The organism is Paenibacillus gorillae, assembly GCF_000513275.1.
In the GTDB taxonomy this organism is placed as follows: domain Bacteria; phylum Bacillota; class Bacilli; order Paenibacillales; family Paenibacillaceae; genus Pristimantibacillus; species Pristimantibacillus gorillae.
Map to the genome: position 1 here is coordinate 1 of NZ_CBVJ010000113.1, position 22,751 is coordinate 22,751.

Annotated in this window: 25 protein-coding genes and 1 tRNA gene; 15 read left to right on the forward strand and 11 right to left on the reverse strand. The window is 50.9% G+C overall.

Annotated elements, in window-relative coordinates:
• Positions 1 to 210: electron transfer flavoprotein subunit alpha/FixB family protein (locus TY10_RS21635; protein ID WP_042168151.1), on the forward strand; the 210-nt coding region annotated here is incomplete at its 5' end.
• A 245-nt stretch (positions 211 to 455) separates the two neighbouring features.
• Complete coding sequence (locus TY10_RS21640) at positions 456 to 1,520, forward strand: S-layer homology domain-containing protein (protein ID WP_042168154.1); 1,065 nt, start codon at positions 456 to 458, stop codon at positions 1,518 to 1,520.
• Positions 1,521 to 1,608: 88 nt separating this feature from the next.
• Here TY10_RS21640 and TY10_RS21645 read toward each other — a convergent pair whose 3' ends face one another.
• From TY10_RS21645 to TY10_RS21670, 6 genes are all read right to left on the reverse strand, one after another.
• Positions 1,609 to 2,280, reverse strand: a complete 672-nt coding sequence (locus TY10_RS21645; protein ID WP_042168157.1) for an SOS response-associated peptidase — start codon at positions 2,278 to 2,280, stop codon at positions 1,609 to 1,611.
• 65 nt (positions 2,281 to 2,345) lie between these two features.
• Positions 2,346 to 3,197, reverse strand: coding sequence for an AraC family transcriptional regulator (locus tag TY10_RS21650; RefSeq protein WP_042168160.1), 852 nt, complete (start codon positions 3,195 to 3,197; stop codon positions 2,346 to 2,348).
• Between the two features lie 255 nt (positions 3,198 to 3,452).
• Complete coding sequence (locus TY10_RS21655) at positions 3,453 to 3,899, reverse strand: flavodoxin (RefSeq protein ID WP_042168162.1); 447 nt, start codon at positions 3,897 to 3,899, stop codon at positions 3,453 to 3,455.
• 20 nt (positions 3,900 to 3,919) lie between these two features.
• The gene (locus TY10_RS21660; protein ID WP_042168165.1) at positions 3,920 to 4,768 is read right to left on the reverse strand and encodes a hypothetical protein; all 849 of its coding nucleotides are present in this window, start codon (positions 4,766 to 4,768) and stop codon (positions 3,920 to 3,922) included.
• Positions 4,765 to 4,953 (reverse strand): hypothetical protein, encoded by a 189-nt coding sequence (locus TY10_RS21665; protein ID WP_042168167.1) that lies wholly within the window; start codon positions 4,951 to 4,953, stop codon positions 4,765 to 4,767. Before TY10_RS21665 ends, TY10_RS21660 begins: the two co-directional genes overlap by 4 nt.
• A gap of 1,408 nt (positions 4,954 to 6,361) precedes the next feature.
• Positions 6,362 to 6,913: a hypothetical protein gene (locus TY10_RS21670; RefSeq protein ID WP_042168170.1), complete on the reverse strand. Its 552-nt coding sequence runs from the start codon at positions 6,911 to 6,913 to the stop codon at positions 6,362 to 6,364.
• Positions 6,914 to 7,039: 126 nt separating this feature from the next.
• Here TY10_RS21670 and ilvA point away from each other — a divergent pair, with 126 nt between their 5' ends.
• Complete coding sequence (gene ilvA, locus TY10_RS21675) at positions 7,040 to 8,302, forward strand: threonine ammonia-lyase IlvA (protein WP_042168173.1); 1,263 nt, start codon at positions 7,040 to 7,042, stop codon at positions 8,300 to 8,302.
• A gap of 39 nt (positions 8,303 to 8,341) precedes the next feature.
• Here ilvA and TY10_RS21680 read toward each other — a convergent pair whose 3' ends face one another.
• Positions 8,342 to 9,319 (reverse strand): aldo/keto reductase, encoded by a 978-nt coding sequence (locus tag TY10_RS21680; RefSeq protein ID WP_042168175.1) that lies wholly within the window; start codon positions 9,317 to 9,319, stop codon positions 8,342 to 8,344.
• Positions 9,320 to 9,453: 134 nt separating this feature from the next.
• Between TY10_RS21680 and TY10_RS21685 the strand changes: the two genes are divergently transcribed.
• From TY10_RS21685 to TY10_RS21705, 6 genes are all read left to right on the forward strand, one after another.
• The gene (locus tag TY10_RS21685) at positions 9,454 to 10,629 is read left to right on the forward strand and encodes an MGDG synthase family glycosyltransferase (protein ID WP_042168178.1); all 1,176 of its coding nucleotides are present in this window, start codon (positions 9,454 to 9,456) and stop codon (positions 10,627 to 10,629) included.
• A 27-nt stretch (positions 10,630 to 10,656) separates the two neighbouring features.
• Positions 10,657 to 11,841: an MFS transporter gene (locus tag TY10_RS21690; RefSeq protein ID WP_042168179.1), complete on the forward strand. Its 1,185-nt coding sequence runs from the start codon at positions 10,657 to 10,659 to the stop codon at positions 11,839 to 11,841.
• Between the two features lie 49 nt (positions 11,842 to 11,890).
• Entirely contained in the window at positions 11,891 to 12,496 is a 606-nt protein-coding gene (locus TY10_RS21695; protein ID WP_042168182.1) for a TVP38/TMEM64 family protein, read from the forward strand.
• Positions 12,497 to 12,523: 27 nt separating this feature from the next.
• A complete protein-coding gene (locus TY10_RS21700) occupies positions 12,524 to 12,826 on the forward strand; it encodes a zinc ribbon domain-containing protein (RefSeq protein WP_042168184.1) in 303 nt (100 codons plus the stop codon).
• Positions 12,827 to 13,425: 599 nt separating this feature from the next.
• Positions 13,426 to 13,569: a hypothetical protein gene (locus TY10_RS31090; RefSeq protein ID WP_202903214.1), complete on the forward strand. Its 144-nt coding sequence runs from the start codon at positions 13,426 to 13,428 to the stop codon at positions 13,567 to 13,569.
• Between the two features lie 26 nt (positions 13,570 to 13,595).
• A complete protein-coding gene (locus TY10_RS21705; RefSeq protein WP_042168186.1) occupies positions 13,596 to 13,898 on the forward strand; it encodes a hypothetical protein in 303 nt (100 codons plus the stop codon).
• Between the two features lie 121 nt (positions 13,899 to 14,019).
• On the opposite strand, the gene TY10_RS21710 is transcribed toward TY10_RS21705, so the two are convergent.
• Both TY10_RS21710 and TY10_RS29130 read right to left on the reverse strand, forming a co-directional pair.
• Positions 14,020 to 15,105, reverse strand: a complete 1,086-nt coding sequence (locus tag TY10_RS21710) for an FUSC family protein (RefSeq protein ID WP_042168190.1) — start codon at positions 15,103 to 15,105, stop codon at positions 14,020 to 14,022.
• Positions 15,106 to 15,198: 93 nt separating this feature from the next.
• Positions 15,199 to 16,965, reverse strand: coding sequence for an ATP-binding protein (locus TY10_RS29130; RefSeq protein ID WP_162160661.1), 1,767 nt, complete (start codon positions 16,963 to 16,965; stop codon positions 15,199 to 15,201).
• A 211-nt stretch (positions 16,966 to 17,176) separates the two neighbouring features.
• Between TY10_RS29130 and mscL the strand changes: the two genes are divergently transcribed.
• From mscL to TY10_RS31095, 4 genes are all read left to right on the forward strand, one after another.
• The gene (gene mscL / locus TY10_RS21720; protein WP_042168193.1) at positions 17,177 to 17,683 is read left to right on the forward strand and encodes a large conductance mechanosensitive channel protein MscL; all 507 of its coding nucleotides are present in this window, start codon (positions 17,177 to 17,179) and stop codon (positions 17,681 to 17,683) included.
• Between the two features lie 11 nt (positions 17,684 to 17,694).
• Entirely contained in the window at positions 17,695 to 18,330 is a 636-nt protein-coding gene (locus TY10_RS21725; RefSeq protein ID WP_042168195.1) for an NUDIX hydrolase, read from the forward strand.
• A 779-nt stretch (positions 18,331 to 19,109) separates the two neighbouring features.
• Positions 19,110 to 19,691, forward strand: a complete 582-nt coding sequence (locus TY10_RS21730; protein WP_042168198.1) for a superoxide dismutase family protein — start codon at positions 19,110 to 19,112, stop codon at positions 19,689 to 19,691.
• A gap of 842 nt (positions 19,692 to 20,533) precedes the next feature.
• Entirely contained in the window at positions 20,534 to 20,704 is a 171-nt protein-coding gene (locus tag TY10_RS31095) for a hypothetical protein (protein ID WP_202903215.1), read from the forward strand.
• Between the two features lie 184 nt (positions 20,705 to 20,888).
• On the opposite strand, the gene TY10_RS21735 is transcribed toward TY10_RS31095, so the two are convergent.
• Positions 20,889 to 20,960: transfer RNA gene (locus tag TY10_RS21735), tRNA-Thr, on the reverse strand.
• Between the two features lie 36 nt (positions 20,961 to 20,996).
• Positions 20,997 to 21,239 carry a hypothetical protein gene (locus TY10_RS21740; protein ID WP_042168201.1) on the reverse strand — a complete coding sequence of 81 codons (243 nt, stop codon included), beginning with the start codon at positions 21,237 to 21,239 and terminating at the stop codon, positions 20,997 to 20,999.
• Positions 21,240 to 21,310: 71 nt separating this feature from the next.
• On the opposite strand from TY10_RS21740, the gene TY10_RS21745 reads away from it, so the two are divergent.
• Positions 21,311 to 21,952, forward strand: a complete 642-nt coding sequence (locus tag TY10_RS21745; RefSeq protein WP_042168203.1) for a TraX family protein — start codon at positions 21,311 to 21,313, stop codon at positions 21,950 to 21,952.
• A gap of 89 nt (positions 21,953 to 22,041) precedes the next feature.
• Positions 22,042 to 22,260, forward strand: a complete 219-nt coding sequence (locus TY10_RS21750) for a hypothetical protein (protein ID WP_042168206.1) — start codon at positions 22,042 to 22,044, stop codon at positions 22,258 to 22,260.
• Positions 22,261 to 22,751: the final 491 nt, after the last annotated feature.

Genomic DNA, 22,751 nt, shown 5'->3' on the forward strand with positions numbered 1-22,751 from the left:
ACGCCGCAGCTCTATATCGCCTGCGGCATCAGCGGCGCGATTCAGCATCTGGCTGGCATGAGCCAGTCACGCGTCATCGTCGCCATTAACAAAGACCCCGACGCCCCCATTTTCGGCGTTGCCGATTACGGCGTTGTCGGAGATCTGTTCGAGGTCGTCCCGCTGCTGACCGCTGAGCTGCAGCGGACGCTGGCCAGCCCCGGTGCCTAACTATAATGAACAGCGTACGTGCGATTCTTCACGCCGCTAATCCTTCATCCCGTTAATACTAAACGGGATTCAACGCGCAACGAAAAAGCAGCTCTGTAAGGCCCGCTCAACCCGGCCTTGCAGAGCTGCTTTTTCGCCTTTCCACCTGCTTCCCCCGTCCAATACCACCAATTCCCTCTAGAACCGCCTACTTTGTTCTGGTAACGTCAATATTGGACTACTTGTACAGAAAGAGGTATCACGCAATGAAGAAATCGCTTTTCCTAGCTTTTGTTCTAGCTTTAGCTTTATTCTTTCCGCTCCATTTGACGTCCATCGATGCGGCTGAGGCCAACCCCCTGGATTTGTATAATCCCACAGATATCGAAGGACATTGGGCCAACACGCAATTAGAAAACTTCGTAAGCGCCGATCTATTGAAGGGCTACACCGATCTCAAAGGGAGCGTAACCCTTCAACCAGAAGCTCCTATTACGCGCGCCGAGTTTTCGGCTATGCTAGTACGAGTGCTGGACTTGCAGAGTGAGGACAGCAGCACCACCTTTGCTGATGTCCAGCCGGGCAGCTGGTATGCAGAACCGATACGCATTGCAGCCGCTTTAGGTATTGCCAATGGCGTTGGCGACAATCGATTTGGGCCTAACCAGATCATTACGCGGGGTGAGATGACTGTACTTGTTGTTCGAGCCTTTCAATCCACGATTTCCTTCGAAGGCAAAGTCATAGACTTCTCGGATGTACCGAACTATTTCGCAAGGCCCTTTATTCAGCAAGCGAGCCAAGCGGGCATTATTGAAGGCAGCAGCACCTCTATGTTCCGCCCCTTCACCAATGCCAAACGCGCCGAAGCCGTCGTCATGCTGCAGCGGGCATTGGATTTGCAAAAGGGCGCTTTGCCGCAGGACAGTGACCTCACGCAGCCCGTTCTGAATTCGGAAGAACAGGAATTGCAGATCTTCAAGGACAAAGCATTCGATCAGCTTGACGATGCTTTTGCGAAATTTTACACCGGCTATTACTTGGCGATCAGCAATGCTTACGCCTCAGACGTCGTCAACTGGACCAAGCAGGGCTACGGGCTCAGCATGGAAAAAGCCGCTGCTCAGAAGCTGCGCGTATTGCAAAAAACCGACCGGTTCGCGGCGGTAGAATCGACCGGCGGCAGCTACAAAATTACGATGACCGACGGAGATAAGCAGTCCGTAGAGACACAGTCCAATGAAGGCGTCTATTTGCTAAAAAAGATGACCGGCGGCACATGGAAAATTTACGCCTTCTACACAAGCGAAAACGCAAATTCCGGCAGCTAATCAAAAAAGACAGTTTCGATAAAGGCACTGAACTGACGCCTTCTTCTCGAAACTGTCTTTTTCTATTCCCGCTATGAGACTGCCGTGGTTAAGCGAAGTCCGGACGAATCTCCCGGATGCAATCCGGCGATTCATACGCTTCGTCTCCAATTGCATTCGTAACGGGATAAGCACGCATCTGATAGGATTCCAAAGGCTCCAGATGCTTGCGCAGTGACCGGTAATCCTGTACGCGCGGGTTAAGCCAGTCCTCCAGCCCTTCCTCGTCGAGCACGATCGGCACGCGAGGCTGCCATTGCGACATCGCACCCGAAGACGATGCGGTCAGCATCGTGAAAGCCCGCACAAGCTCGCCGCTGTAATTGCGCCACTCGTCATAGAAGCCTGCGACGCCGAGCAGCCTCTGCTGCGGCACAACAATATGCATCGCCCGCGGCTCCTTCTCTCTGCCGAACTGCTGCCAGCCAAAAAATCCGCTGCACGGCACGACACAGCGCTGTCTGCGCAGCATCCGGTCGAAGAAACGTTTATCCGACAGCGTCGCCGTATCGGCGTTGATTGAATCTTTGGCCCAGAAAGGGAACAGTCCCCATCTTGCGTCATGCATCGTACGCTGCTCCCACTTATCGTTCATGACGATGGACACCGTTTGCGTCGGCGCGATATTGAACCGATTCGTATAGCAATGAAGCAGCTTCTTAATTTGGAATGCCTCGACCATATCGCCGACATCCGCTGTAATGGAATACCGTTCTATCATGTTAGCCCAGCCCCTTCTGCTTTCCTCTGTTTCAAGTATTTGCATAAAATGGGCCGGGCTATTCGTTAGTTCGTAAAACGTTTGCGGAAACGCAGCGGCGGCATGCCCGTCTGTGCGGCGAACAGCCGTGAGAAATGCGGTGTCTGACGGAAGCCCGTCTCTTCCGCAATCTTCGCAATTGTCCAATCTGTCTTGATCAACAGCAGCTTCGCCTGATCAAGACGGTAATACAGCAGGTATTGCTGCGGTGTGCAGCCGAATACCTCGGTCATGCAGCGGGTTATATAATTCGTATGCAGCTGAAGCGCCTCGCTGAGCATCGTATTCGTAATGACGCTGCGGTAATTCATTTTCAAATAAGCAGCGGCACGTTCCGCAACCGATACACCTGCTCGGGCTGCATCTGAGCGCCAGCCTTCATCCAGCATTTGCAGCAGATGGAGAAAGCGCTGCTGACGCTCCCAGAAAGCGCCGTGCGAGGAGCTGCTCGCGGCCTCATGCAGTTGAGAGAAGATCAGCTTCGCTTCGTCCGGAAAGGACAGATGCATTTTTTTCGGCAGACGAATGGCATAGGTGTAATAATCGCCTCTTAGCGAGCCCGTATGGCTTCCTTCGGTTTCCTCCCAGGCGCCAACCGTCTGGAAATGTACCCAGTCGAACGTCGTCTCCTCCGTACAAGGCTTGAATGAGCAATGCCAGCGATCCGGACGGAGAATGAGCACGTCGCCTGGCTTCAGCGTCCATTTATTGTTCTCCTCGGCGATATACAGGGAGCCTTCCTGTACGAAGAGCAAGTCGAACACGCCAATATTGCTCCGGTTCGGATGCTCCTCCCCCGCGGTGTAGGTTCTTCGATTCGATTCTATGAAAAATGGCAGTGGCGGCGAACGAAAGGTTAACAGCAAGTCCTCTTGCAATGATGATCTCTCCCTATAGCTGTAAACTCCGGGGTTTCTAGCGATTGTTCCATCTCTGAAAAATAGTCCCGATCTCACGCTTCAATCTTAAATCTACTGCCATGTTACATAAATCGTCACCATTTGTCTACAAGACTCGACAATCCTCTTATTTCTATCATCCATTACCTTAGGAACCTCTATTAAAATAGAAAAAACCGCATTAGGAACGGTTGCTAGTCCGTCCAAACGCGGTTTCCTTATTTTCGATTTCAGTTATCCTTTAATCGCTTCCGCTACCTGCCGTCCGAGCGCCTTGCAGGCTTCCTTTTCCTCCCCCGACGGACTGTATTCTACTTTGAGCCCTTCGGCAGCAATTTCAGCGCCAAGCTCCCTCAGCTTTTCTTCAATAATATCGACCGACGCGCAAAAGATCGGATACGACGAATCGCCGGAGCCAAACGCTGCCGCTTTTCGCCCGGATAGATTCAAGCTGTCCATCTCCTCGTAAAAATCGAGAAACTCATCCGGCAGCTCCCCATCGCCCCAAGTATACGCTCCAATGATGATGCCGTCATAAGCCAGCAGTTCCTCCGGCGAGGCGTCGAAGGCTTCCTTCGCCACGACCTCCGCGCCGGCATCCTTCGCTCCTGCTGCGACGGACTCCGCCATTTCTTCCGTATTCCCGGTCAAGCTTGTGTACAGCACAATGATTTTCGGCAACAGGCTCTCTCCCCTCACACTTATAGCTGTGGCTGCGCGTCCATTGTCTGAATACCGTTGAACAGCGTCGCCATATAGAATTGGCCGCCCTGCAGATCGACATCCGTCACCGGAAAGCCTAGCTTTACTGAGATCAGCATAAGGCGTTCTTTAAAGTAACCGAGCCGGAACAGCCCGTGATCCGTGCATACATATATTTCTTTATTGAAGTTTTTAATGCCGAAAATAAAATGATTGCCGAAGCGTATCCGGTCAAATTGGCCTTTCTTATCGCCAACTAGCAGCTCACCCTTGTCGCTTGCGCCTAGCAGATGTCCCCGGAATACACTTAGACTGGTGACCGCCCGCTTCAGCTCGAACTGCGCCCAGCTGTCCATAAAGCGGTCATAAAGTGAAATCCCCTGATCATGGCCGACTATGAGATATTGAGGCAGGTTAAGGAAATCATAGACCCGCTTATCGGTGCATGAGGATTGCTCCCAACTGTCCTTCGTATGTATCCATAGCCCATACTCAGTAGCGGCATATCCCGTGCCGCCGAGCAGACGGTATTGATAGCACGGTACTGCCAGTCCGGTATCTGACCATTTGCCGTTATCGAACTGGAACAAGCCATAGTTTGTACAAGCTTGAAGAAGTCCGCTATGCATCTGAAGCCGGTTCGTATTGGCCTGCTCCGGCATCCCTGCGCTCAGCTTCTCCCATTGGCCTGAACCGCTAATTTCATAAATACCATGGCCCGAGGAAGCCGCATAGAGCGATTCGCCTGCTGCCATAATTGATGAGAACGGAAACAGCATCCAGTTCCACGGCCGCCCGGTCTCCGTGCTGCCGAGCTGCTCACTTTTATCGTAGGAATGCTCCTTCATGACTGAATCAGCTCCGCTCGTTGCAAGCTTGCCCCATCCCTGTGGTCTGGCTCTGATTGAGACGATTGCAAGTACCCTCTCTCCGCTGCTGTGAACTGCGTCTCCGAACTGTTGATGTGTTTATAAGCCACGGCGAGCAGTGCCGATTGTTTCTTTTTAAGAACCATTTCGTACAATAATCCCATTTCCGCTTCCTCCTGTATCTATGTGACAACGCGAGCGTCGTTATATTTGAATGAAACAAACCAGATTATCATTGCGTTAAATTTTACGGCTGTACTCGTACCGGATTATAGAGCTCAACTTTACAACTGCATTCGTGCCAGATTATTGAGTTCAACTTTACGACTGTATTCGTACCGTACCAATTGAGTCGTCACAACCGCAGATGAATTAGTACAGCATTAAGTAAGTCCAATATTTTAATTGATAATGATTATCACTTTCGTATTTATGATAACCATTCTCACTGTAAGTGTCAACTACATTCTTGACATTCAGTTGCAACGGTCCCTGCTTCTCTCCGTCGAACTAAATAATGGACTGTTACTGTCTGCTTGATACCCCTCCTCCGAACAGTATCAATATCCGAGCCTTACTCCGTCGCAGGGAAATCAATTACGCTATTCGGCACTTATTTTCCTTATTCGATCGATAAATTTAAGATTCTAGAGTTTAACGTCAGAAAGTTCATAAGCGCGGAAATTGATTTCTTAATAAAGAAAAATAGTTTCTTATTGGACCAAATCAGCTAGTAGCTAAGCCTCTGTACTCGCCCATGGCGAACTTGGCTTCGTTTTTTTGCGAACCAGGTTCGCTATACTTTTCATTTACTCCATTCGCACTAATGCAGCGAACTTGCTTTCGCCAATAGAGAAAATGGTTCGCTTTTTACCTTTACCTGCACCCTTCGCTACCTCCAAACGGCGTGCAACGAACCTGGTTCGCTATTTTGCGAACTTCATTTCGCTTTATCCTTTATTTTGAGCCTGCTTTTGAGCACGCTCCTCGCCAAAGCGAAGCTAGCTTCGCTACTCATGAACCTAGGTTCACGGATAGCGAAATTAGGTTCGCTGCAGGCCGAATCAGCCTCTTTTACTCTTTACACAGCGAACTTTACTTCGTTGTTTTGCGAATCGGGTTCGCTGCAGGTTTTTTTGATCTAATCACACTCGCACAGCGAACTTATTTTCGCTATTAGCGAAAGTAGTTCACTATTTCTTTAATTCTTTTGCTCGCACCCTTGGCCTCTCCATCCAAACTGCGTGCAACGAACCTGGTTCGCTATTTTGCGAACTTCATTTCGCTTTATCCTTTATTTTGAGCCTGCTTTTGAGCATGCTCCTCGCCAGAGCGAAGCTAGCTTCGCTACTCATGAACCTAGGTTCACGGATAGCGAAATTAGGTTCGCTGCAGGCCGAATCAGCCTCTTTTACTCTTTACACAGCGAATTTTACTTCGTTGTTTTGCGAATCGGGTTCGCTGCAAGTTGATTTCTGATGTAACTTTCAGAGTCTACCCGCAAACCAGTAATACACGCAAAAAGGACGCCCCAACTCGCCGTCGGAAGCGTCCTGCTTATTGCATATACCGTTATAACTTCACTTGCAGCCGGATCATGACTTTGTCCGATTCAAAACGGACGTCACCTACGCCGAAAATATCATCCGCGGACAAGCCAAGCGGAATGACGATTTTCTCCATCGAGCCATGCGGCAGTTTCACACCCCGCACGCTCATCTCGATCGGCTCCAATACAACGTTTGGCGCTTTCCATACGAGCTTGTAGGTGACAAGCAATCCAACCGGAATCTTGTCCCGGTAGGTCACGTTCAAATGTGCCAGCAGACGCTCGTCCTTCAGCTCAAAAGCGGCACCGTTCAGCTTCATGTCGGGATAGATATCCTCCTGATTGCTGCCCATTTGCATTTTCAGCAAATTGTTGACATCTGCTTCTGTCAGGACAAGCTCCGGCGACAGCCTTTTTACCATATCCAGCGCCTTTGCCTTAAGATCAATCGGCTCATAGCGCATATCCAAATCCTGCTGCGGAGCGACGTAAGACTTCAGCCACAGGCCGCCGCCCACAAGCAGCACGGCCAGTATGACAATCGTCGTCAGCAGCCGCTTGAAAAATTTCCCCATAAAGCCTCCTTACTCTCCCACCATCAGACCCTGCAGCCATCGATTTACACTGCATGTTCTGAACGAGGATGCTATAATGAATCATTCGTAGTTGTTAGCAACTGATAATTGAAGAGGTGATTGCACATGGAAGCTTCCTATGCTCCAAAAATCGGATTAGAAGAAATCGTTCACGCGCAAATGCATTTGAAGGATGTCATTACCCGCACTCCCCTCCAGTACAACCGTGTGCTCTCAGAGCGCTACGGCTGCACCGTACTGCTCAAGCGGGAGGATCTGCAAATCGTCCGTTCTTTTAAAATTCGCGGTGCCTATCATACCATGCGTTCTCTGGCTCCCGAAAAGCTAGCGTTCGGCGTCATTTGCGCCAGCGCCGGCAACCACGCCCAAGGCGTCGCTTACTCCTGCCAAACGCTCGGCATTCCGGGCAAAATATATATGCCTAGCACTACACCTCGGCAAAAGGTGAATCAAGTATCGTTTTTCGGCGGCAGCTTCGTCGAGGTCATATTGACTGGCGACACCTTTGACGACGCCTATGCCGAAGCAGTCGCAGAAAGCAATCGCAGCGGAATGGCCTTTATCCATCCGTTCGACGACCTCAAGATCATCGCCGGCAACGGCACTGTCGGCCAAGAGCTGATGGAAGCTGCCGAGACGGTTCCCGACTATGTGCTCGTGACGGTCGGAGGCGGCGGTCTCGCAGCAGGCGTCGCTTCCTATGTGAAGGCCGTATCTCCATCTACACAGGTCATCGGAGTAGAGCCGGAAGGCGCCCCTTCACTGCGCGAGTCGCTGGATGCAGGCGAAGTCGTCTCGCTGGAGCAGATCGAGAAGTTCGTCGACGGAGCAGCGGTCAAGCGTGTAGGCGACATGACCTTTGCGATCTGCCGCGAGCTGCTTGACGATGTCATCGCCGTTCCCGAAGGCAAAATCTGTACGACGCTGCTCGATCTGTACAACGAGAATGCAATCGTTGCTGAGCCCGCAGGCGCAGTACCTATTGCGGCATTAGAGCAGCTGCGCGAGCAGATTGCCGGCAAGACCGTCGTCTGTGTCATCAGCGGCGGCAACAATGACGTCGACCGGATGCAGGAGATCAAGGAACGTTCGCTTATCTATGAAGGACTCAAGCATTACTTCATGTTAAGCTTCCCGCAGCGCGCAGGCGCTCTGCGCGAATTTCTCGATGATGTGCTTGGCCCGAATGATGACATCACCCGCTTCGAGTATACGAAAAAGCATAATAAGGACAATGGCCCTTCCCTCGTCGGCATCGAGCTGAAGCATCGCGACGACTACGCCGCGCTAATCAGCCGTATGCAGAAAAAAGGTATTCAATTCGTTGAGCTGAACAAAGACCCTGTCCTGTTCAACCTGCTTATTTGATTCATTAAACCTGGTCAATTACTTACCAAGTTTAATTTCTTACCAAGCGTAAGCTTTAGGCGCATCTCCGCCCGGTCCCGGGAAAATCTCATCGATCCGGGCGAGTGTCGCCTCATCCAGCTTCACTTCCACTGCACGCAGCGAGCGCTCGAATTGATCCAGCGTTCTTACTCCGATAATCGGTGCCGTAACGGCCGGATTCGCAAGCAGCCATGCGAGTGATACCAGATCCTCCGGTTCGCCAAGCTCATCACAAAGCTTCCCGTAAGCATCCAATTGCTCGCGGTGCTTCTCCAGACGTTTGTTGTCCCCGCTTCTGCGCCCGGCATCGCCGCGGCGATGATTACCGCCCAGCAGACCGCCATCGAGCGGACTCCAAGGAATAACCCCCAAGCCCAGCGCTTTCGAAGCTGGCAGCACTTCCAGCTCCGGCAAACGGCATAGCAGGTTGTATTTATGCTGCTCGGAGATCAGACCCAGATGCCCTCTCGCTTTTGCTTCCCCTTGCGCTACCGCAATATCCCAGCCCGCAAAGTTGCTGGAGCCTACATAACCGATCTTCCCCTGAGCAACCGCCGTCTCGAATGCTGACCAAAGCTCGCGCCAATTGACATTGCGGTCAACGTGGTGCATTTGATACAGCTCAATGTGGTCGGTTTGCAGACGCTTCAATGAGCCTTCGAGATGGCGGCGGATTTTATAAGCCGACAGGCCTTGTTCACGATTTGGACCGTCATAAGTATCATGCATGTCGCCGTATACTTTGGTAGCGAGCACTGTGCGCTCTCGGCGGCCTCCGCCTTGCTTGAACCAGCGCCCGATAATTTCTTCGGTGCGGCCGGAATTTTCTCCCCAGCCGTAGATATTGGCAGTATCAATGAAATTAATGCCGGCATCAAGAGCCGCATCTAGAATGCGGAACGATTCTTTCTCATCGGTATCGACACCGAAGTTCATCGTGCCCAAGCATAAACGGCTTACTCTAAGTCCGGACTGTCCCAAGTACGTATATTCCATGAATCATTCTCCTCTGCCTCGCAAATTGTATGGATACAATACCCATTATACAAAAATAATAAATACGTACCAAACTATGTTCACAATGGCATGACAATTGCCCGCTATACTTGCGGCAGGAGGTGCACCATTCCATGGCTAAGCATGATTATTTCCGTCAGCCCAAACTGCTCATTTTGTATGCATCTTATGGAGAAGGACATGTGCAAGCCGCCCGCGCCATTCGAGACGCGCTGGAGGAGCAAGGCAATTACCGGACCGTGCTCATCGATCTGATGGCAGAGTCTCACCCCTGGCTCAACGAAATGACCCGCAAGTTTTATCAGCAAAGCTATACACGACTGCCCGCCCTCTACGGCTGGGTATACGGTGTAACACGGCCCATGAAGCATGACTCCTTATTCGGGGGATTGCTGCATTCTTTGGGCCGGGACAAAATCAAACGCATAATGGCGCAAGAAAAACCCGATGCTGTTATTCATACGTTCCCTTTATTTGCATTGCCATCGCTCAATCGGCGCTCGCTCTTATTCGGCAACCCGCCGTCCTACGCAGTCATTACCGATTTCGACCTGCACCGGAGATGGGTTCACCCCGATATCGAGCGCTATTATGTCGCAACCGATGACCTGAAGCAGGAGCTGGGCATGCTGGGCATTCGCAGTACCAGCGTTCATGTCAGCGGCATCCCGCTCAAACCGGGCTTTCGGAATGTCGCCCCGGATCTGGAGCTGTTCCGCAAGTTTGGGCTGGACTCTGCCCGGCCGACGATTCTGCTCATGGCAGGCGCACAAGGCGTCATGCCTCATATCGGGAAACTGTGTTCAGGCCTGCTCCACGAGCATCCGTCGGTTCAGATCGCGCTCGTCTGCGGCCGCAACGAAAGGCTGCGGCTCACGGTCGAGCGGCGTTTTGCCCAGCATCCGCACGGCTCCCGTCTGCATCTGTTCGGCTACGTGGAGCAAATTCATGAGCTAATGTCGATCTCCACCTGCCTCGTGACGAAGCCAGGAGGTGTGACGCTCTCGGAAGGCATCGCGGCAGGCTTGCCTATCTTTATCTACCGGCCCGTACCCGGCCAAGAGAAGCAAAACGCCGTCTATTTGCAATCGAAGGGAGCTGCTGTCATCTGCCGGAAGCCCGAGCAGCTGATTTCGAGCCTGCTGAGCGTCATTAATGACCCGGAGCGGCTTTCCAGCAGCAAGGCTTGCTTAAATTCCCTGCAATTTACGGAGTCAGCGGCAGAGAGCATCGCACGAGACATTTTAAGCCGCATCCAGTCGGGGAGATCGCTATTTTCAACGGTGTAATTCAATGATAAAGGGGTTTTATAGCCTGTGAAATTAACGAATAATCCTTGGTTTGGAGCGGAGCTGCGGCTCATCTCGATTATTTTGTTCATTGTCGAGTTTGTCCGCGGCGCCGTACTAATAAGCTTGCTGCCCATCTACGGGCAAAAAACGCTCGGCCTCTCGCTCGATATTATCGGCGTTGCCATTACGGCCCATTACTTGACCGACACGATTCTGAAAATGGCGATCGGTTATTTACTCGACCGCTTCTCCATCCGGTTCGTCGTCCAGATCGGCCTGCTCCTCTCGCTGGTTGGCGTGTTCCTGTTCCAATTCGCCCAGCTTCCATGGGTGTTCATTGCTGCTGCGGCCCTATATGGCATCGGGATGTCACCGATCTGGATCGTCTGCTTGACCAAAGTGACGAAGGAGCAGCGGGCGACGCAAATGGGCTTCCTCTATACGATCTGGTTCGTCGGACTGGGCTCCGGGCCGATCGTCTGCAATATTTTGCTCGACTATAACGCGATTGCCACCTACTATCTGTTGCTTGCCCTAGCATTCGTCAGCTGGGTACTCTCCTTCTTCATGAGCGGGAAGCGCGCTAACGACCTGAAGCCGGTACCGTTTCGCGATCAGTTTGCGGTACTCGGCTCGCAGCTTAAGCAAATGCGGCTGCTGCTTCCCGGCATGATTCTGCAAACCGCAGGCGCCAGCATGCTCGTTCCGATCCTGCCGAGCTTTGCAGAGAAGCATCTCGGCATCCCCGGCACGCAATATTCCTTGCTCCTTACGCTTGGAGGAATATGTGCCGCCGCAGGCCTGATTCCGATGGGCCGTTTAACGGACAAGCTGGGGGGCAAAAAGGGATTTCTTGTCGTCGGCTTTATTTTTTTCGCCGTCAGTTTATATTTATTGGCATGGAAGCTTCCATTCTGGTATTGTTTAATCATCGCAATGGCGCTGGGCTTATCCTATGCCGCCGTCCTGCCTGCCTGGAACGCTTTGCTGGCCGCTTACGTGCCTCCGAAGCAGGAAGGACTGGGCTGGGGCATTTTATCCACCTTTGAAGGCATTGGCGTGATGGTCGGCCCTCTGGCCGGAGGATTTATCGCTACCGCTTATGGAGAGCCCTCAGTAGTGTGGATTAGCGCGATTCTGTTCGGATTAATCGGATTGTTCTATTTATTTCTCCCGACGAGAGCATTGAGCGGACGAGCATCGGGATAAACACAAGGAGCTCCCGTAAGGATAGGGAAAGAGTGGGGATTACGAGTTCATGACAATGATTCAAAACTGGCTGCACCTTCTCCAAAATATCGATCTGGAGCATCTTCAGCGCACGCTGGAAAGCTATGCGGAATTTGGCCCGCTGCTCGGAATTACGCTGCCGCTGCTGGAAGCATTCCTGCCGTTTCTGCCGCTCCTCGTTATCGTGGCTGCCAACGCCAACATATTCGGGTTATGGTTCGGCTTCTTATTCTCCTGGATCGGCGTATCGATTGGAGCGCTCTGCGTATTCTGGATTAGCCGCCGTCTGGGCCATAATGTCAAAGCGCGTATCGAACGGCGGTTTCCGCGTTCAGAGAAGTTTTTCAAATGGATCGAAAGCAGGGGGTTTACGCCTCTCTTCTTGCTTGCATGCTTTCCTTTCTCCCCATCCTCGCTTATCAACATCGTGTCGGGCCTAAGCTCCGTCCCATTCCGCACCTTTGCCATCGCTACCGTGCTTGGCAAGGCGGTTATGATTCTTAGCATCTCGCTGATTAGCTTCGATATTAGCAGCTTCCGCCAGGAGCCTTGGCGCATCTTCGTGACTATCGCCGTTATTCTGGTCATGTGGTTCGGCGGAAAACGGCTTGAAGCCCGCTATCAAATTAGCTGATAACATCGGAGAGGGGCTTTAGCCGCTATGTTCAATATCGGAGCCACGTTAATCGTCCTGCTCTTCGCAGCTCTGCTGCTCGGCGCTATGTTCTTCTTCATCCGTATCTCCACGGACGATTCGGACAAATACAAGGAGTGGAAGGAAATGGTGGAGTCGCTGTTCGGCACGCCAGCCTTCCTTCGCCCAGGCGCGGGCGAGCAGCCGGGTAATGCCGAAGCGGCGGCTGCCGCCTCAGCGCAGCCATTCACAGAGCAATGCCCCGCTTGCGGCGAAACCGTCACAGAGCAGAACACCGACTGCCCGTCCTGCGGGCTGCGCTTGCTGTAGCCCCTGTGACGGGTGCGTTTGCAGTAACCACAGTGACGGCGCGTTTGCTGCCAGCAACTACTGTCTACAACGGGGTATGTCGGGTCGGCTTTTTCTTCTGTCCTGCATTTCGCTTTCCCGCTACTTTGGCTATTCATCTCCCACGCCTTGGCACTAACCCCATTCACCTGCCGCCACCGTGGCGCTCACCCGTCCCGCTGCCTAAGCAGCTCTAGTTAAGACCCTCAAAGGGCCTTATCGATGCTTTCTTATCCTCCCTATACTGCGTTAACACCCCCAAAAGACCTTAAGACCCTCCCGCCATGCCGGAAACGTACTGCTTTTTGCTGGTTTTCCGATGTTAAGGGCTTTTCAGGGTCTTAATCGTACTTCTGCGCCTGCCGTTTGCCGCTTTAAGACCCTCGGAGTGCTTTAACTTTCCTTACCCACTTAACCTTCCTTACCCGCCCGTGCAATAATACTCCTTCATGTCCCGTTCCATCCCCCATCTCGCTTACCCATGCACCAACCAACCATTCCATCCTTCCCTTCGCGCTCATACAATTCTTCCTTTTGTGGCAAACTGTTGGAGCATCCTCAGCCGAAAGGAGGAGACGCAATTGTCAGGTGAACAGCCATCCCATAAACAAATTGCGGCAGCTAAAGCCCAGTCGAAAGCCGATCGCACCGGCACAGGAAAGCAGAAGGCACGCGAGCTGCAGTCCGAGGCCGACACGGCTGCGGTACCGAAGCACGGACAATAAAATAAGCCAACGGAAGGACGAGTACGATGAACGATCATGATAATAACCATCGGCAAAACGATATGGACCCCATCTCTGGCGAAAATGTCGACGTAGACGGCGTCTACGAAAACGAGTGGGGCCGCGTCGAGAAGCTCGAGCGCGGCGACGTATTTCCGAAGGACCCTCAGCTCGGTTCGACGGAATGGGAGCTTGTCGAGCTTGACTTCGACAATCACCACGAAGGACGAACCGATCCACGGCTTATTCCGAAGGATGACGACAACGATCCCGAGGCTCATATGCAGCATCCCCGCCGCCATAAAGGCAGCAATAAATCAGATAACTAACAGCAAACGGGCTGTCCCTTGTTCGGTTGAACATCAACCAAACGGAGACAGCCCGTTTCCCTTCTCTTTTATACTCCGTACGTACTCACTCTGTACCCCGAAACAACCGGCCGCCTACAACCTATCCGTTGGCTGACTTGTCTGCCAGGCTCTCAGTCGGTTCTTCCTTCTCTTGCCGGCTTCCCTCAGCCGCTCCCCGCTGCTGCACCTGGTCGACTAGCTTCTCCAGCCGGCGTAAATGGTAGGCGTATTCGAACAGCCCCGAAGCCACGAAGACGAGACGCTTGTGCTCGTCCGGATCTTCCTGCAAATAATCGGTCAACTCCTTGACCAGCTTTAATTCACGATCCTCTTCCGGCTCTATGTCGGCATGAGGCTTCATTTTATTCTCGAATTTGAGCAAAATCGATTCATGATATTTGGTCAGATCCTCGATCTGACGGTCAAATTGCTGCGCCCATTGCTCAGCACCAGGCGAGGCAAAATAATGTTCCTCCACGACATCAAGCAGCTCGGAGCCCTTTTGCAGCGTCTTAATCATCTGCTTGGATACGAGCAACTGCCGGGCATGGCTTTTTTTCGTGCGGGCCAGCACCTTCCGTTCCTCTTCGAACAGAGTATACCGGTCTTCAAGCTTGCGCAGCGTAGCATGCAGCGCTTCCTTCTCCTTACGGTATACTTGCTCCTTCATCTCATTGGAGATCGCTGTGCGAAGCAGCAGCGACAGCTGGCCATACGCATGATGCACCTGCTCCGTGAACTGCTTTCTCGGTCTCGGCGGGAACACCAGAACGTTAACCGTGAATGCTGCCCCAATTCCGGTCAGCACCATCAGGAAACGGTCTAGCGCGACGGTAATATTTTGCCCATGCGCTTCCATAATGGCAACTACAGTGACGAGCGTAACGCCAATCGTCGTCTCCATCTTCAGCCGTATGCTCACTAATATAACAAGTATGCATACAAGTCCTACAGCAATCGGCGTTTGGCCGAATAGCTGCATCGCACCGAGCGCCATCGCAGCCCCAAGAATGTTGGTCTGGAACTGATCCAGCACCTGCTGCCATGAACGGTATATCGACGGCTGAATCGTCAATATAGCAGCGACCGCCGTAATGAGCGGCGACGGAAAACCAAAGAAACTGCTTAAATATATCGCCAGTGCAACAGCCATTCCTGTCTTAAGCACCCGCGCTCCAATCGTCATACGTCCTTCTCCTCTACCAGCCATTGATTGTGCTTCTTATTATGCCACATTTAAGCGCCGCAGTCTTGTCCGTGCCTAAGGCTTAATCTTGCGCTATGAAATTGCAGGCAAAATCGGCTGTGCCCGGGAGCTTGGAAAACGAATATAAAAGGTCGTTCCTTCTCCAGTCTGGCTATAGGCGTTAATTTGGCCGCGGTGGTTATCCACGATTTTGTAAGTAACCATCATGCCAAGACCCGTCCCTTTCTCTTTGGTCGTGTAAAAGGGCTGGCCGATCTTCGACAGCTGCTCCTTCTCCATCCCCGGTCCTTCATCCTGAATGGATACCTTTACGGTGTGCCCCTCCTCCAAACCAGCCATGATCGTAATCCGGCCGCCATGCGGCATTACTTCTATCGCATTCTTTATGACATTAATAAAAACTTGCTTAATTTGATTTTCCACACCCATTACCCATAGCGGCTGTTGATCCATCTGCAGTACCATTTCAATATTGTGCAGAATAGCTTCAGTCTCTAGCAGCGCTACGGTCTCGGAAAGCATTTTACGGACATCCTGCTCCGCAAGATCATATACTTGGGGCTTGGACAGCATTAATAGCTCGCTCACGATCGCTTCGATTCGTACGAGCTCCGATTTCATGATGTCGTAATAGTTCCGGTTATCGGCCCGCCCTGTCGTAATTAACTGCAGGAAACCTTTTAACGAGGTGAGCGGATTGCGGACTTCATGCGCGATTCCAGCAGCAAGCTGGCCGGCGATATAGAGCTTCTCGGAGTTGATCAACAGCTCTTCATTTTTCTTCCGCTCGGAAATATCTCTAATGATAACTTGAACAATCGGCTCCCCCGACAGGCTCATGTTGGATCGCACAACCTCCGTATAGAGCTGAGTTCCCCTCACGGTCTGCCACTCCAGTTCCATCGGCTTTTGCTGAACGTCATTAGGCTCGCTTTCCTCATGAAGCCAGCGGCTAAGCTGCTCGTGATGCTTCACATGAAGTAATTGCCGGACCGGCTTGCCGATCATTTCATCTGCCTGCTTCACTTCAAACATGCGCAGGCCGGCTTTATTAATAAACGTCCACTTATTGTTTTTAATCATAGCAATCATATCAAGCGAGTTCTCCACCAGCATCTTGTATTGCGCATTCATCACGTTGTATTTGCGTGCCGCATACCAGGTTGTGAAGGTGAAGCTAAAGATCAGAAGCGTTGCGATACCTAGCAAAAAAGCGAGCAGCAGCAAATAATTGTTCAAGCGATCGGTCGTAACTACATCGGCATGCTCGATTTTCAAAGCAATCAAGCCGACTTGGTGCATCGCCATAGCGGAAGAGCCAAGCACAGCGCTGCTGATCATTTTATAGGTTTGCCGTTTGAGCATGAATAAGTAGAGTGAAAAGATCGTGCCGGAATAAATAATAACAAAGGAGAAAATCAGCAGCGGATAGTCCACTTCACAGTTCCGTATGTCGCCGGAGAGCATCGTCACATAATGCAGTGCAGCAGCCCCGACCGATATATAAATACTGCTCGTTATGAGCCGGATGTTAAGCGCACATTTCGACCATAGATTCATGATGCCGAAATAAGTAAGCGCAGAGCAGCCTATCAGCGCATACAGCATTTTCATATCCAATACGATAAGGTAATCGGAGCCCAGCATCGATACGACATGCATCGTCCAGAGTCCAAGACCGAGTACTAGAGATCCGCCAACAATCCAGTTTTTAAGCGAAAATCTCTGCTTCGTACGCGGCTGCCCCACCATGCTGAACATTGTATAACAAGCAAATACAACGATGAGCAGCGATAATAGCATATAGTAGAATTTACCTATCATAGGATCGTGATTCATACGGCTCCCTTGTTTTCCATTATTGTGGCTGTCACTAGAAAATTCGACAATGCTGAAAAAAATCCTGTCGGCTTTTTTGGAAGAAAAAACAAAATTAATGTACATCATGTCAAATGGTCTGTACTTCCGAATCTAGCGGAAATCGACTAAAATGATAGAGTAGTTTACGAATAATAAGGGTATACTAGATTTAAAGGAGAGCGATCGTACTATGAAGATCATTCAGGAATTTAAGGAGTTTGCCGTCAAAGGCAACGTAATCGATCTGGCTGTCGGTGTCATTATCGGCGCCGCATTCGGTAAAATCGTAACGTCACTCGTCAACGATATCATTATGCCGCCAATCGGACGGATTCTTGGAGGCGCGGATTTTAAAGGTCTGTTTATTAATCTGGACCCTGATAAAGCAGAACGGCTTGGAGCTGCCAAAGATCAGCTTCATTCCCTTAAGTACATGACCGACAACGGCATTCCGGTTATCGCTTATGGTCAGTTCATTAACGTACTGCTGGACTTCTTTATCGTATCCGTATGTATTTTCTTTCTTGTAAAATTCATTAACGTACTGCGCCGGCTTAAGCCTGCTCAGGAAGAAGGCGAAGCGGCACCTACTGAGAAAGAGTGCCCTTACTGCTTGTCCCAAGTGCCGATCAAGGCGACACGCTGCAAGCATTGCACATCACAGCTTGAAGTGCCGGCAGCCGGCGCAAGCGTATAGCGGGGCAGATGATGGCAGAGGAATTATTCGATATTTATGACGAGCAATTGAACCCTATTGGCACGGCTACCCGCTCGGAGACTCATGCTCGCGGGTACTGGCACCGCTCCTTCCATTGCTGGCTGACTCGCAGGGAAGGCGAGCGGCGATTCGTCCGCTTTCAGCTGCGGCAGGCCGGCAAGGACACCCATCCCGGTCATTACGACATCACCGTCGCCGGCCATTTGTCGGCCGGCGAAACGATGCGTGATGCGGTACGCGAGATCGAAGAGGAGATCGGCATTTCTGTCGCCTTCGAGGAGTTAATTCCGATAGGCCAGCTTCGGGAAGAGGGTGACGGCGAAGTGAATGGCGTACCTTTTATCGACCGTGAAGTCAGTGATGTTTTCGGCTGCGTATGCGACTTGCCGCTGACCTCGCTAACGCTCCAAGCTGAAGAGGTGGCCGGCGTCTATGAAGCCGACCTTGAAGAACTGATCCGGCTGTTCGACGGAGAACTGACGGAATTGACCGCCGAAGGCGTCGAGGTTGCTGACTCCTTATCGGACGGGCTTCAACAGACGGCACAGCGAACCGTCCGCTCCGGCGAATTCGTACCCCGCGAGGGATACGCCGAAATAATGCGCGCGCTCCGCGCTTGTACGTAACATTGACGGCCTTCGGGCCGTCTTTTTTTGCCGGCTCAAGTTCCTCTGACTTGATTACAGCTTTTCCGCCACGTCCCAGCGTACCTGCGGCCGTCTCCCAATTGCGATACCACTGATCGATCATGCCATGGATGTTGTAGAACACCGTCTGTCGTGGAGCGAGATCAAAGTTATCGATTTCAGGCTGATTGTAGATTCGCGATGCGGTTGCGTGAATGCAGCCGTGGATGCCGCTCGATTCAATAAAGCGACCAAACTCATCCAACGTGGCAAATGAACGGGGATTGTTGATTATCCGAGCTTCAGCAGCCCGATTATAGCAAGGCGCGTTCCGAATGGCAGAGGGAACTTCCGTCCATCCCGTGATATAGCGCATGTCATAGCCTTGATTCTGATACCAGCCATATACCTTGTTTATAAAATAGCGGTGAAATCGCAGAAATTGCTCCCCGAAGCCCCGGGGCGGAATCGTTCCCGGTGTTACGTGATGCTGATGATGCCAAACCTGATGCTCTTGCAGCCAATCTCTTGGAAAATTCGGAATTACCGGCATTTGTGCTCGCCTCCATACTCCATTTTCGCCTATGGCAGATGCCACAGTTTATGCAAACGAGGTTTGGGAAGTGTAGGCGGCACGGCAATCACCAGCCATAGCCGTACAAAAAGAGCAGGTCACTCAAGTGTGTTGATTGCAATCGATAGGATCTGTCTTCGTTCGTATGTTTTTCATAAAGTTGGCAAAAGCTAAGGCGACAACAGATAGGAGGCTTTATTAACCGATGAGAAAACAACTGGCTTACGGAATGATCAGCCTGCTCGCGGCGGGTGCTTTGTGGAACGGAGCATTGGCAGGAACAGCGGCGGCCGCCAAACCAAAACCACCCCCCGCTAACCCTAGTCCGCCAGCAGCAGCTGCTGAAGTAAAGGTATCGATTGTCAACAGCAAAGGCGAGGCAGTCGGAGCAGCGCTGCTCCAAGAAAAAAACGACGGACTGCACATTCTGTTGCAGGCAAGCGGATTGCCGGAGGGTGAGCATGGCATTCACTTCCACAACGTTGGGAAATGTGAAGGCCCAACATTTGAATCCGCCGGTCCTCACTTTAATCCTGCGAATAAGGAGCATGGCTTTGACAACCCTAAAGGGTTTCATGACGGCGACTTGCCGAACATAAAAGTCGATGCCAACGGCAAGGTTGGAACCGAAATTATCACGAAGAACGCCTCACTGGCAAAAAACGCTGCCAACTCCTTATTGAAGGAAGGCGGCACCGCGCTCGTGATTCATGAGAAAGCCGACGATTACAAAACCGACCCTTCCGGCAATTCCGGCAACCGGATCGCCTGTGGGGTTATTAAGTAGAATTTTATAAGAGCGGCTCCGTTTGGGGCCGCTCTTATAAAAATTCTGGCGTTTCGGTCACGCTGGATTAACTTTGTTCCATATGCATACACCGGGACACTGCGTATTTCGGTTCATGCTGGATTAACTTTGTTCCATACGCATACGCCGGGATCACTGCGTGTTTCGGTTCATGCTGCTATTCTTGATTCCATTTCCTCCATCGCTATGATTGATGATAAAAATGAATAGAATCTTCAAAAAATCATCATGAACTCGGACCACTCCGCTCACCCTTACCGCATATCCAGCACTGTCTACTTCTAAAAAACATTGCACTGCTTATCAGAAACGAACCAGACTCGCTATTTTGCGAAGACCGATTCGCTATCTCTACCCAAAAAACGAGTATTTGTTCCACGGTCCAGTATTAGCGAAGAGAACTTCGCTAACGGAGAACCCAGGTTCTCCAAAAACGAAGTTTAGTTCGCTGTAGCCAAAGTGGCCATCATTCCGGCCGCTTGCAGCGAACTTGGATTCGCTGTTTTGCGAAGCAGGTTAGCTAGAGCAGGAGCACGGGCAGACGCCATTCGGATCGTGTGCAACGAACTTTAATTCACTATTTGCGAAGCAGGTTCACTGTACGTGAGTCCTTTCGGCAGTACCGGGAATGTGTGTGTGTGAGAGATAATGTTACTTTGGGCGGAAAACCGTCTATCCGTAAACGCTGTGCTGCCCTTCCTGATAGTTAGGCATCGGTATAGTTGCCACGGATTTTTTGTCTTGCGTACAAACACCCAATCACTTGCCCCTCTTCACACATAACTTACAGAGTGCTTAACACGTAAAGGAGGTGCATTTAAATGTCCGGTTTCGTTGGTGGTGCTTTTAACAGCACTGGCGTAATCCTTGTTTTGTTCATCCTGCTCGTGATTATTGCTTGTAGCTGTGGTTTTGTAGGCGGCTTTGGCGGTGGCTGCGGCCCTGGGTATGGCAACGTCGGCGGCCTTGGAGTTGGCCCTAAAGGCTACTAATATCCATGGCGCTATCGCATATAAGCTTGAATATGCAGCTTAACTGAACCAATTAACCTGTATCGAGAGGGCCCATTCCTATGGGTCCTTTCGTGTACGAATAAGCTGTTTTAAAAGACAGATAAAAAACAAAAAAAGCGCGAATTCCGTTTCAAACGGAACCCGCGCGGTTATTTAATAAATATGCTGATGAAGGGAATTGAACCCCCGGCCTACGCATTACGAGTGCGTTGCTCTACCCCTGAGCTACATCAGCGTGATTTTTATATAATACGAATTTTGAAGCGATTAGTCAAGCATTGGCTGGATGCTTTTGTCCGCCAATTTTGTGACGGTTTGATGTGGCCGTCGCCAGCCCGGCTTGCTCCTTATTTGCGCGACGCGGCATAGGTTCGAGCTCCCGCTCATATTTTATGAGAGAACCGTTCAAGACGTACAGAAAGGGCGGTCCCCAAGCAAGTGAAGACGGCCGAAGCACCGAGCGTGGTGAATGGAACTCATGCAAAATCAAGCAGTTGCCCCGGGTTTCAACCATGCAATTCCCGCTCGGCGCAGTCTGTCCCTTATGCTATAATAGCCGCATCCCCATATGGATGAGGTGAAGCCGTGCAATTTATTGCTATGGTTACGATGCTGCTTGATCATATCGGTGTCGTCTGGTTCCCCGATGACTCGACATGGCGCGTGATCGGAAGATTGGCATTGCCGCTATACGCCTATGCGCTTGTGATCGGCTATTTGCGCACACGAAACGTGAATCTTTACATTTGGCGAATGCTTGCCATTGCAGCCATTTCACAAATCCCGTACTCCTTGACTTTTCGAACACTGGAGATCAATACGGTCGGCACCTTGTTCATCTGCTTGCTAATGTTATGGGCGCTGGACAAGCTGAAAGACAAGCATGCTCTGCAAATCGCTATCGCCGCTGCCACAGTCTTTCTCGTCGAGTTAGTACCTGTCAGCTACGGTGCTTATCTTCCTGTACTCATCATCATCTATCGCTATTTGCCTGATCGGTGGATGGCTCCGCTGCATTTTGCGCTTAATTTAGTTTTTATGTTTTACAAGGGGTGGACGGTACAGCTTTTCAGCATATTAGCTACGTTGCTTCTCGTATACATGCCCGTCTTTTTAAGCACGATCGACCGTATACGGGTGCCTCGGGTAATATGGCGAAGCTTTTATCCGCTACACTTAGTATTTATTGCTGCTATTGATTATTCGAACTTGTTAGAAATTCGTTAGCAAACAAAACATTATTCTTACGGGCGTTTCATAACCTACTAAATATTTAACGGTAAAATGGAAAAAAACGATCGGAGGTGCAACCGGTCATGATGAAAATCATAACCTTCAAAAATCGATCCGTTCCTGTATTTTTTCCTAATGAACCCACTACATCTGTTGAACAACTTCATCATAAATTAAAAGAGATGGAGTATAATTTCGATTTTCGCAAAAAGTGGAAACGTATTTCTAAAGTGGATGTCGTCAGAGACGTAGCCATTTTCCAATACAATGATGGTACTAAGCTTTATTTGGAAGTCAGCTAATTCGGTTTCCAACAAGCAACCTAAAAAGCGTCAGAACAACAGTAAGCAAGGCTCCTATCAGCCGCGTTTGCTTTCGTTCTGGTGCTTTTTGCTGTTCCGGCTCTTAGTTGAAAGCAGCAACCCTCTGATTGAACGCCGGAACGATGTCTCCACCTGCCGCATCCCCGCGGGCTGATCGCCTCCGCTCATAACTGCCTCTATTCCACTAAGCTCTATATCAAACCTAACCATTCTATGAGGAACAAAATGAAAAAGTATATTATTTTGAGCCTCAAAAGCCCCTAACCTGCTATCAAAATGCAAATGTGCATTTTATATCAGCCCATTTCGACTTTTCGAAGCATTGTAGGCGGATCAGCCTGCCCTTTCTCCCATAGGGCTTATTCTCTGCTAGTTTAACTCCTCTACGTTGGATATTTCCAACGTTAGGTGCATTCTTTGCTGCTTTCCCGCATCTACGTTGGATATTTCCAACGTAGGGAGCATTCTCT

Excerpts from the sequence above, each read along its gene's own strand:
- TY10_RS21700 (WP_042168184.1), top strand. The coding sequence starts at position 12,524 with ATGTTCAATATCGGAGCCACGTTAATCGTCCTGCTCTTCGCAGCTCTG.
- TY10_RS21695 (WP_042168182.1), top strand. The coding sequence starts at position 11,891 with ATGACAATGATTCAAAACTGGCTGCACCTTCTCCAAAATATCGATCTG.
- TY10_RS21740 (WP_042168201.1), bottom strand. The coding sequence starts at position 21,239 with ATGGTTGAAACCCGGGGCAACTGCTTGATTTTGCATGAGTTCCATTCA.
- ilvA (WP_042168173.1), top strand. The coding sequence starts at position 7,040 with ATGGAAGCTTCCTATGCTCCAAAAATCGGATTAGAAGAAATCGTTCAC.
- TY10_RS21665 (WP_042168167.1), bottom strand. The coding sequence starts at position 4,953 with ATGGGATTATTGTACGAAATGGTTCTTAAAAAGAAACAATCGGCACTG.
- TY10_RS21750 (WP_042168206.1), top strand. The coding sequence starts at position 22,042 with ATGATGAAAATCATAACCTTCAAAAATCGATCCGTTCCTGTATTTTTT.
- TY10_RS21670 (WP_042168170.1), bottom strand. The coding sequence starts at position 6,913 with ATGGGGAAATTTTTCAAGCGGCTGCTGACGACGATTGTCATACTGGCC.
- TY10_RS31095 (WP_202903215.1), top strand. The coding sequence starts at position 20,534 with ATGTCCGGTTTCGTTGGTGGTGCTTTTAACAGCACTGGCGTAATCCTT.
- TY10_RS21645 (WP_042168157.1), bottom strand. The coding sequence starts at position 2,280 with ATGATAGAACGGTATTCCATTACAGCGGATGTCGGCGATATGGTCGAG.
- TY10_RS21705 (WP_042168186.1), top strand. The coding sequence starts at position 13,596 with ATGAACGATCATGATAATAACCATCGGCAAAACGATATGGACCCCATC.
- TY10_RS21640 (WP_042168154.1), top strand. The coding sequence starts at position 456 with ATGAAGAAATCGCTTTTCCTAGCTTTTGTTCTAGCTTTAGCTTTATTC.
- TY10_RS21680 (WP_042168175.1), bottom strand. The coding sequence starts at position 9,319 with ATGGAATATACGTACTTGGGACAGTCCGGACTTAGAGTAAGCCGTTTA.
- TY10_RS21685 (WP_042168178.1), top strand. The coding sequence starts at position 9,454 with ATGGCTAAGCATGATTATTTCCGTCAGCCCAAACTGCTCATTTTGTAT.
- TY10_RS21660 (WP_042168165.1), bottom strand. The coding sequence starts at position 4,768 with ATGAAGGAGCATTCCTACGATAAAAGTGAGCAGCTCGGCAGCACGGAG.
- TY10_RS21730 (WP_042168198.1), top strand. The coding sequence starts at position 19,110 with ATGAGAAAACAACTGGCTTACGGAATGATCAGCCTGCTCGCGGCGGGT.
- mscL (WP_042168193.1), top strand. The coding sequence starts at position 17,177 with ATGAAGATCATTCAGGAATTTAAGGAGTTTGCCGTCAAAGGCAACGTA.
- TY10_RS29130 (WP_162160661.1), bottom strand. The coding sequence starts at position 16,965 with ATGAATCACGATCCTATGATAGGTAAATTCTACTATATGCTATTATCG.
- TY10_RS21710 (WP_042168190.1), bottom strand. The coding sequence starts at position 15,105 with ATGACGATTGGAGCGCGGGTGCTTAAGACAGGAATGGCTGTTGCACTG.
- TY10_RS21725 (WP_042168195.1), top strand. The coding sequence starts at position 17,695 with ATGGCAGAGGAATTATTCGATATTTATGACGAGCAATTGAACCCTATT.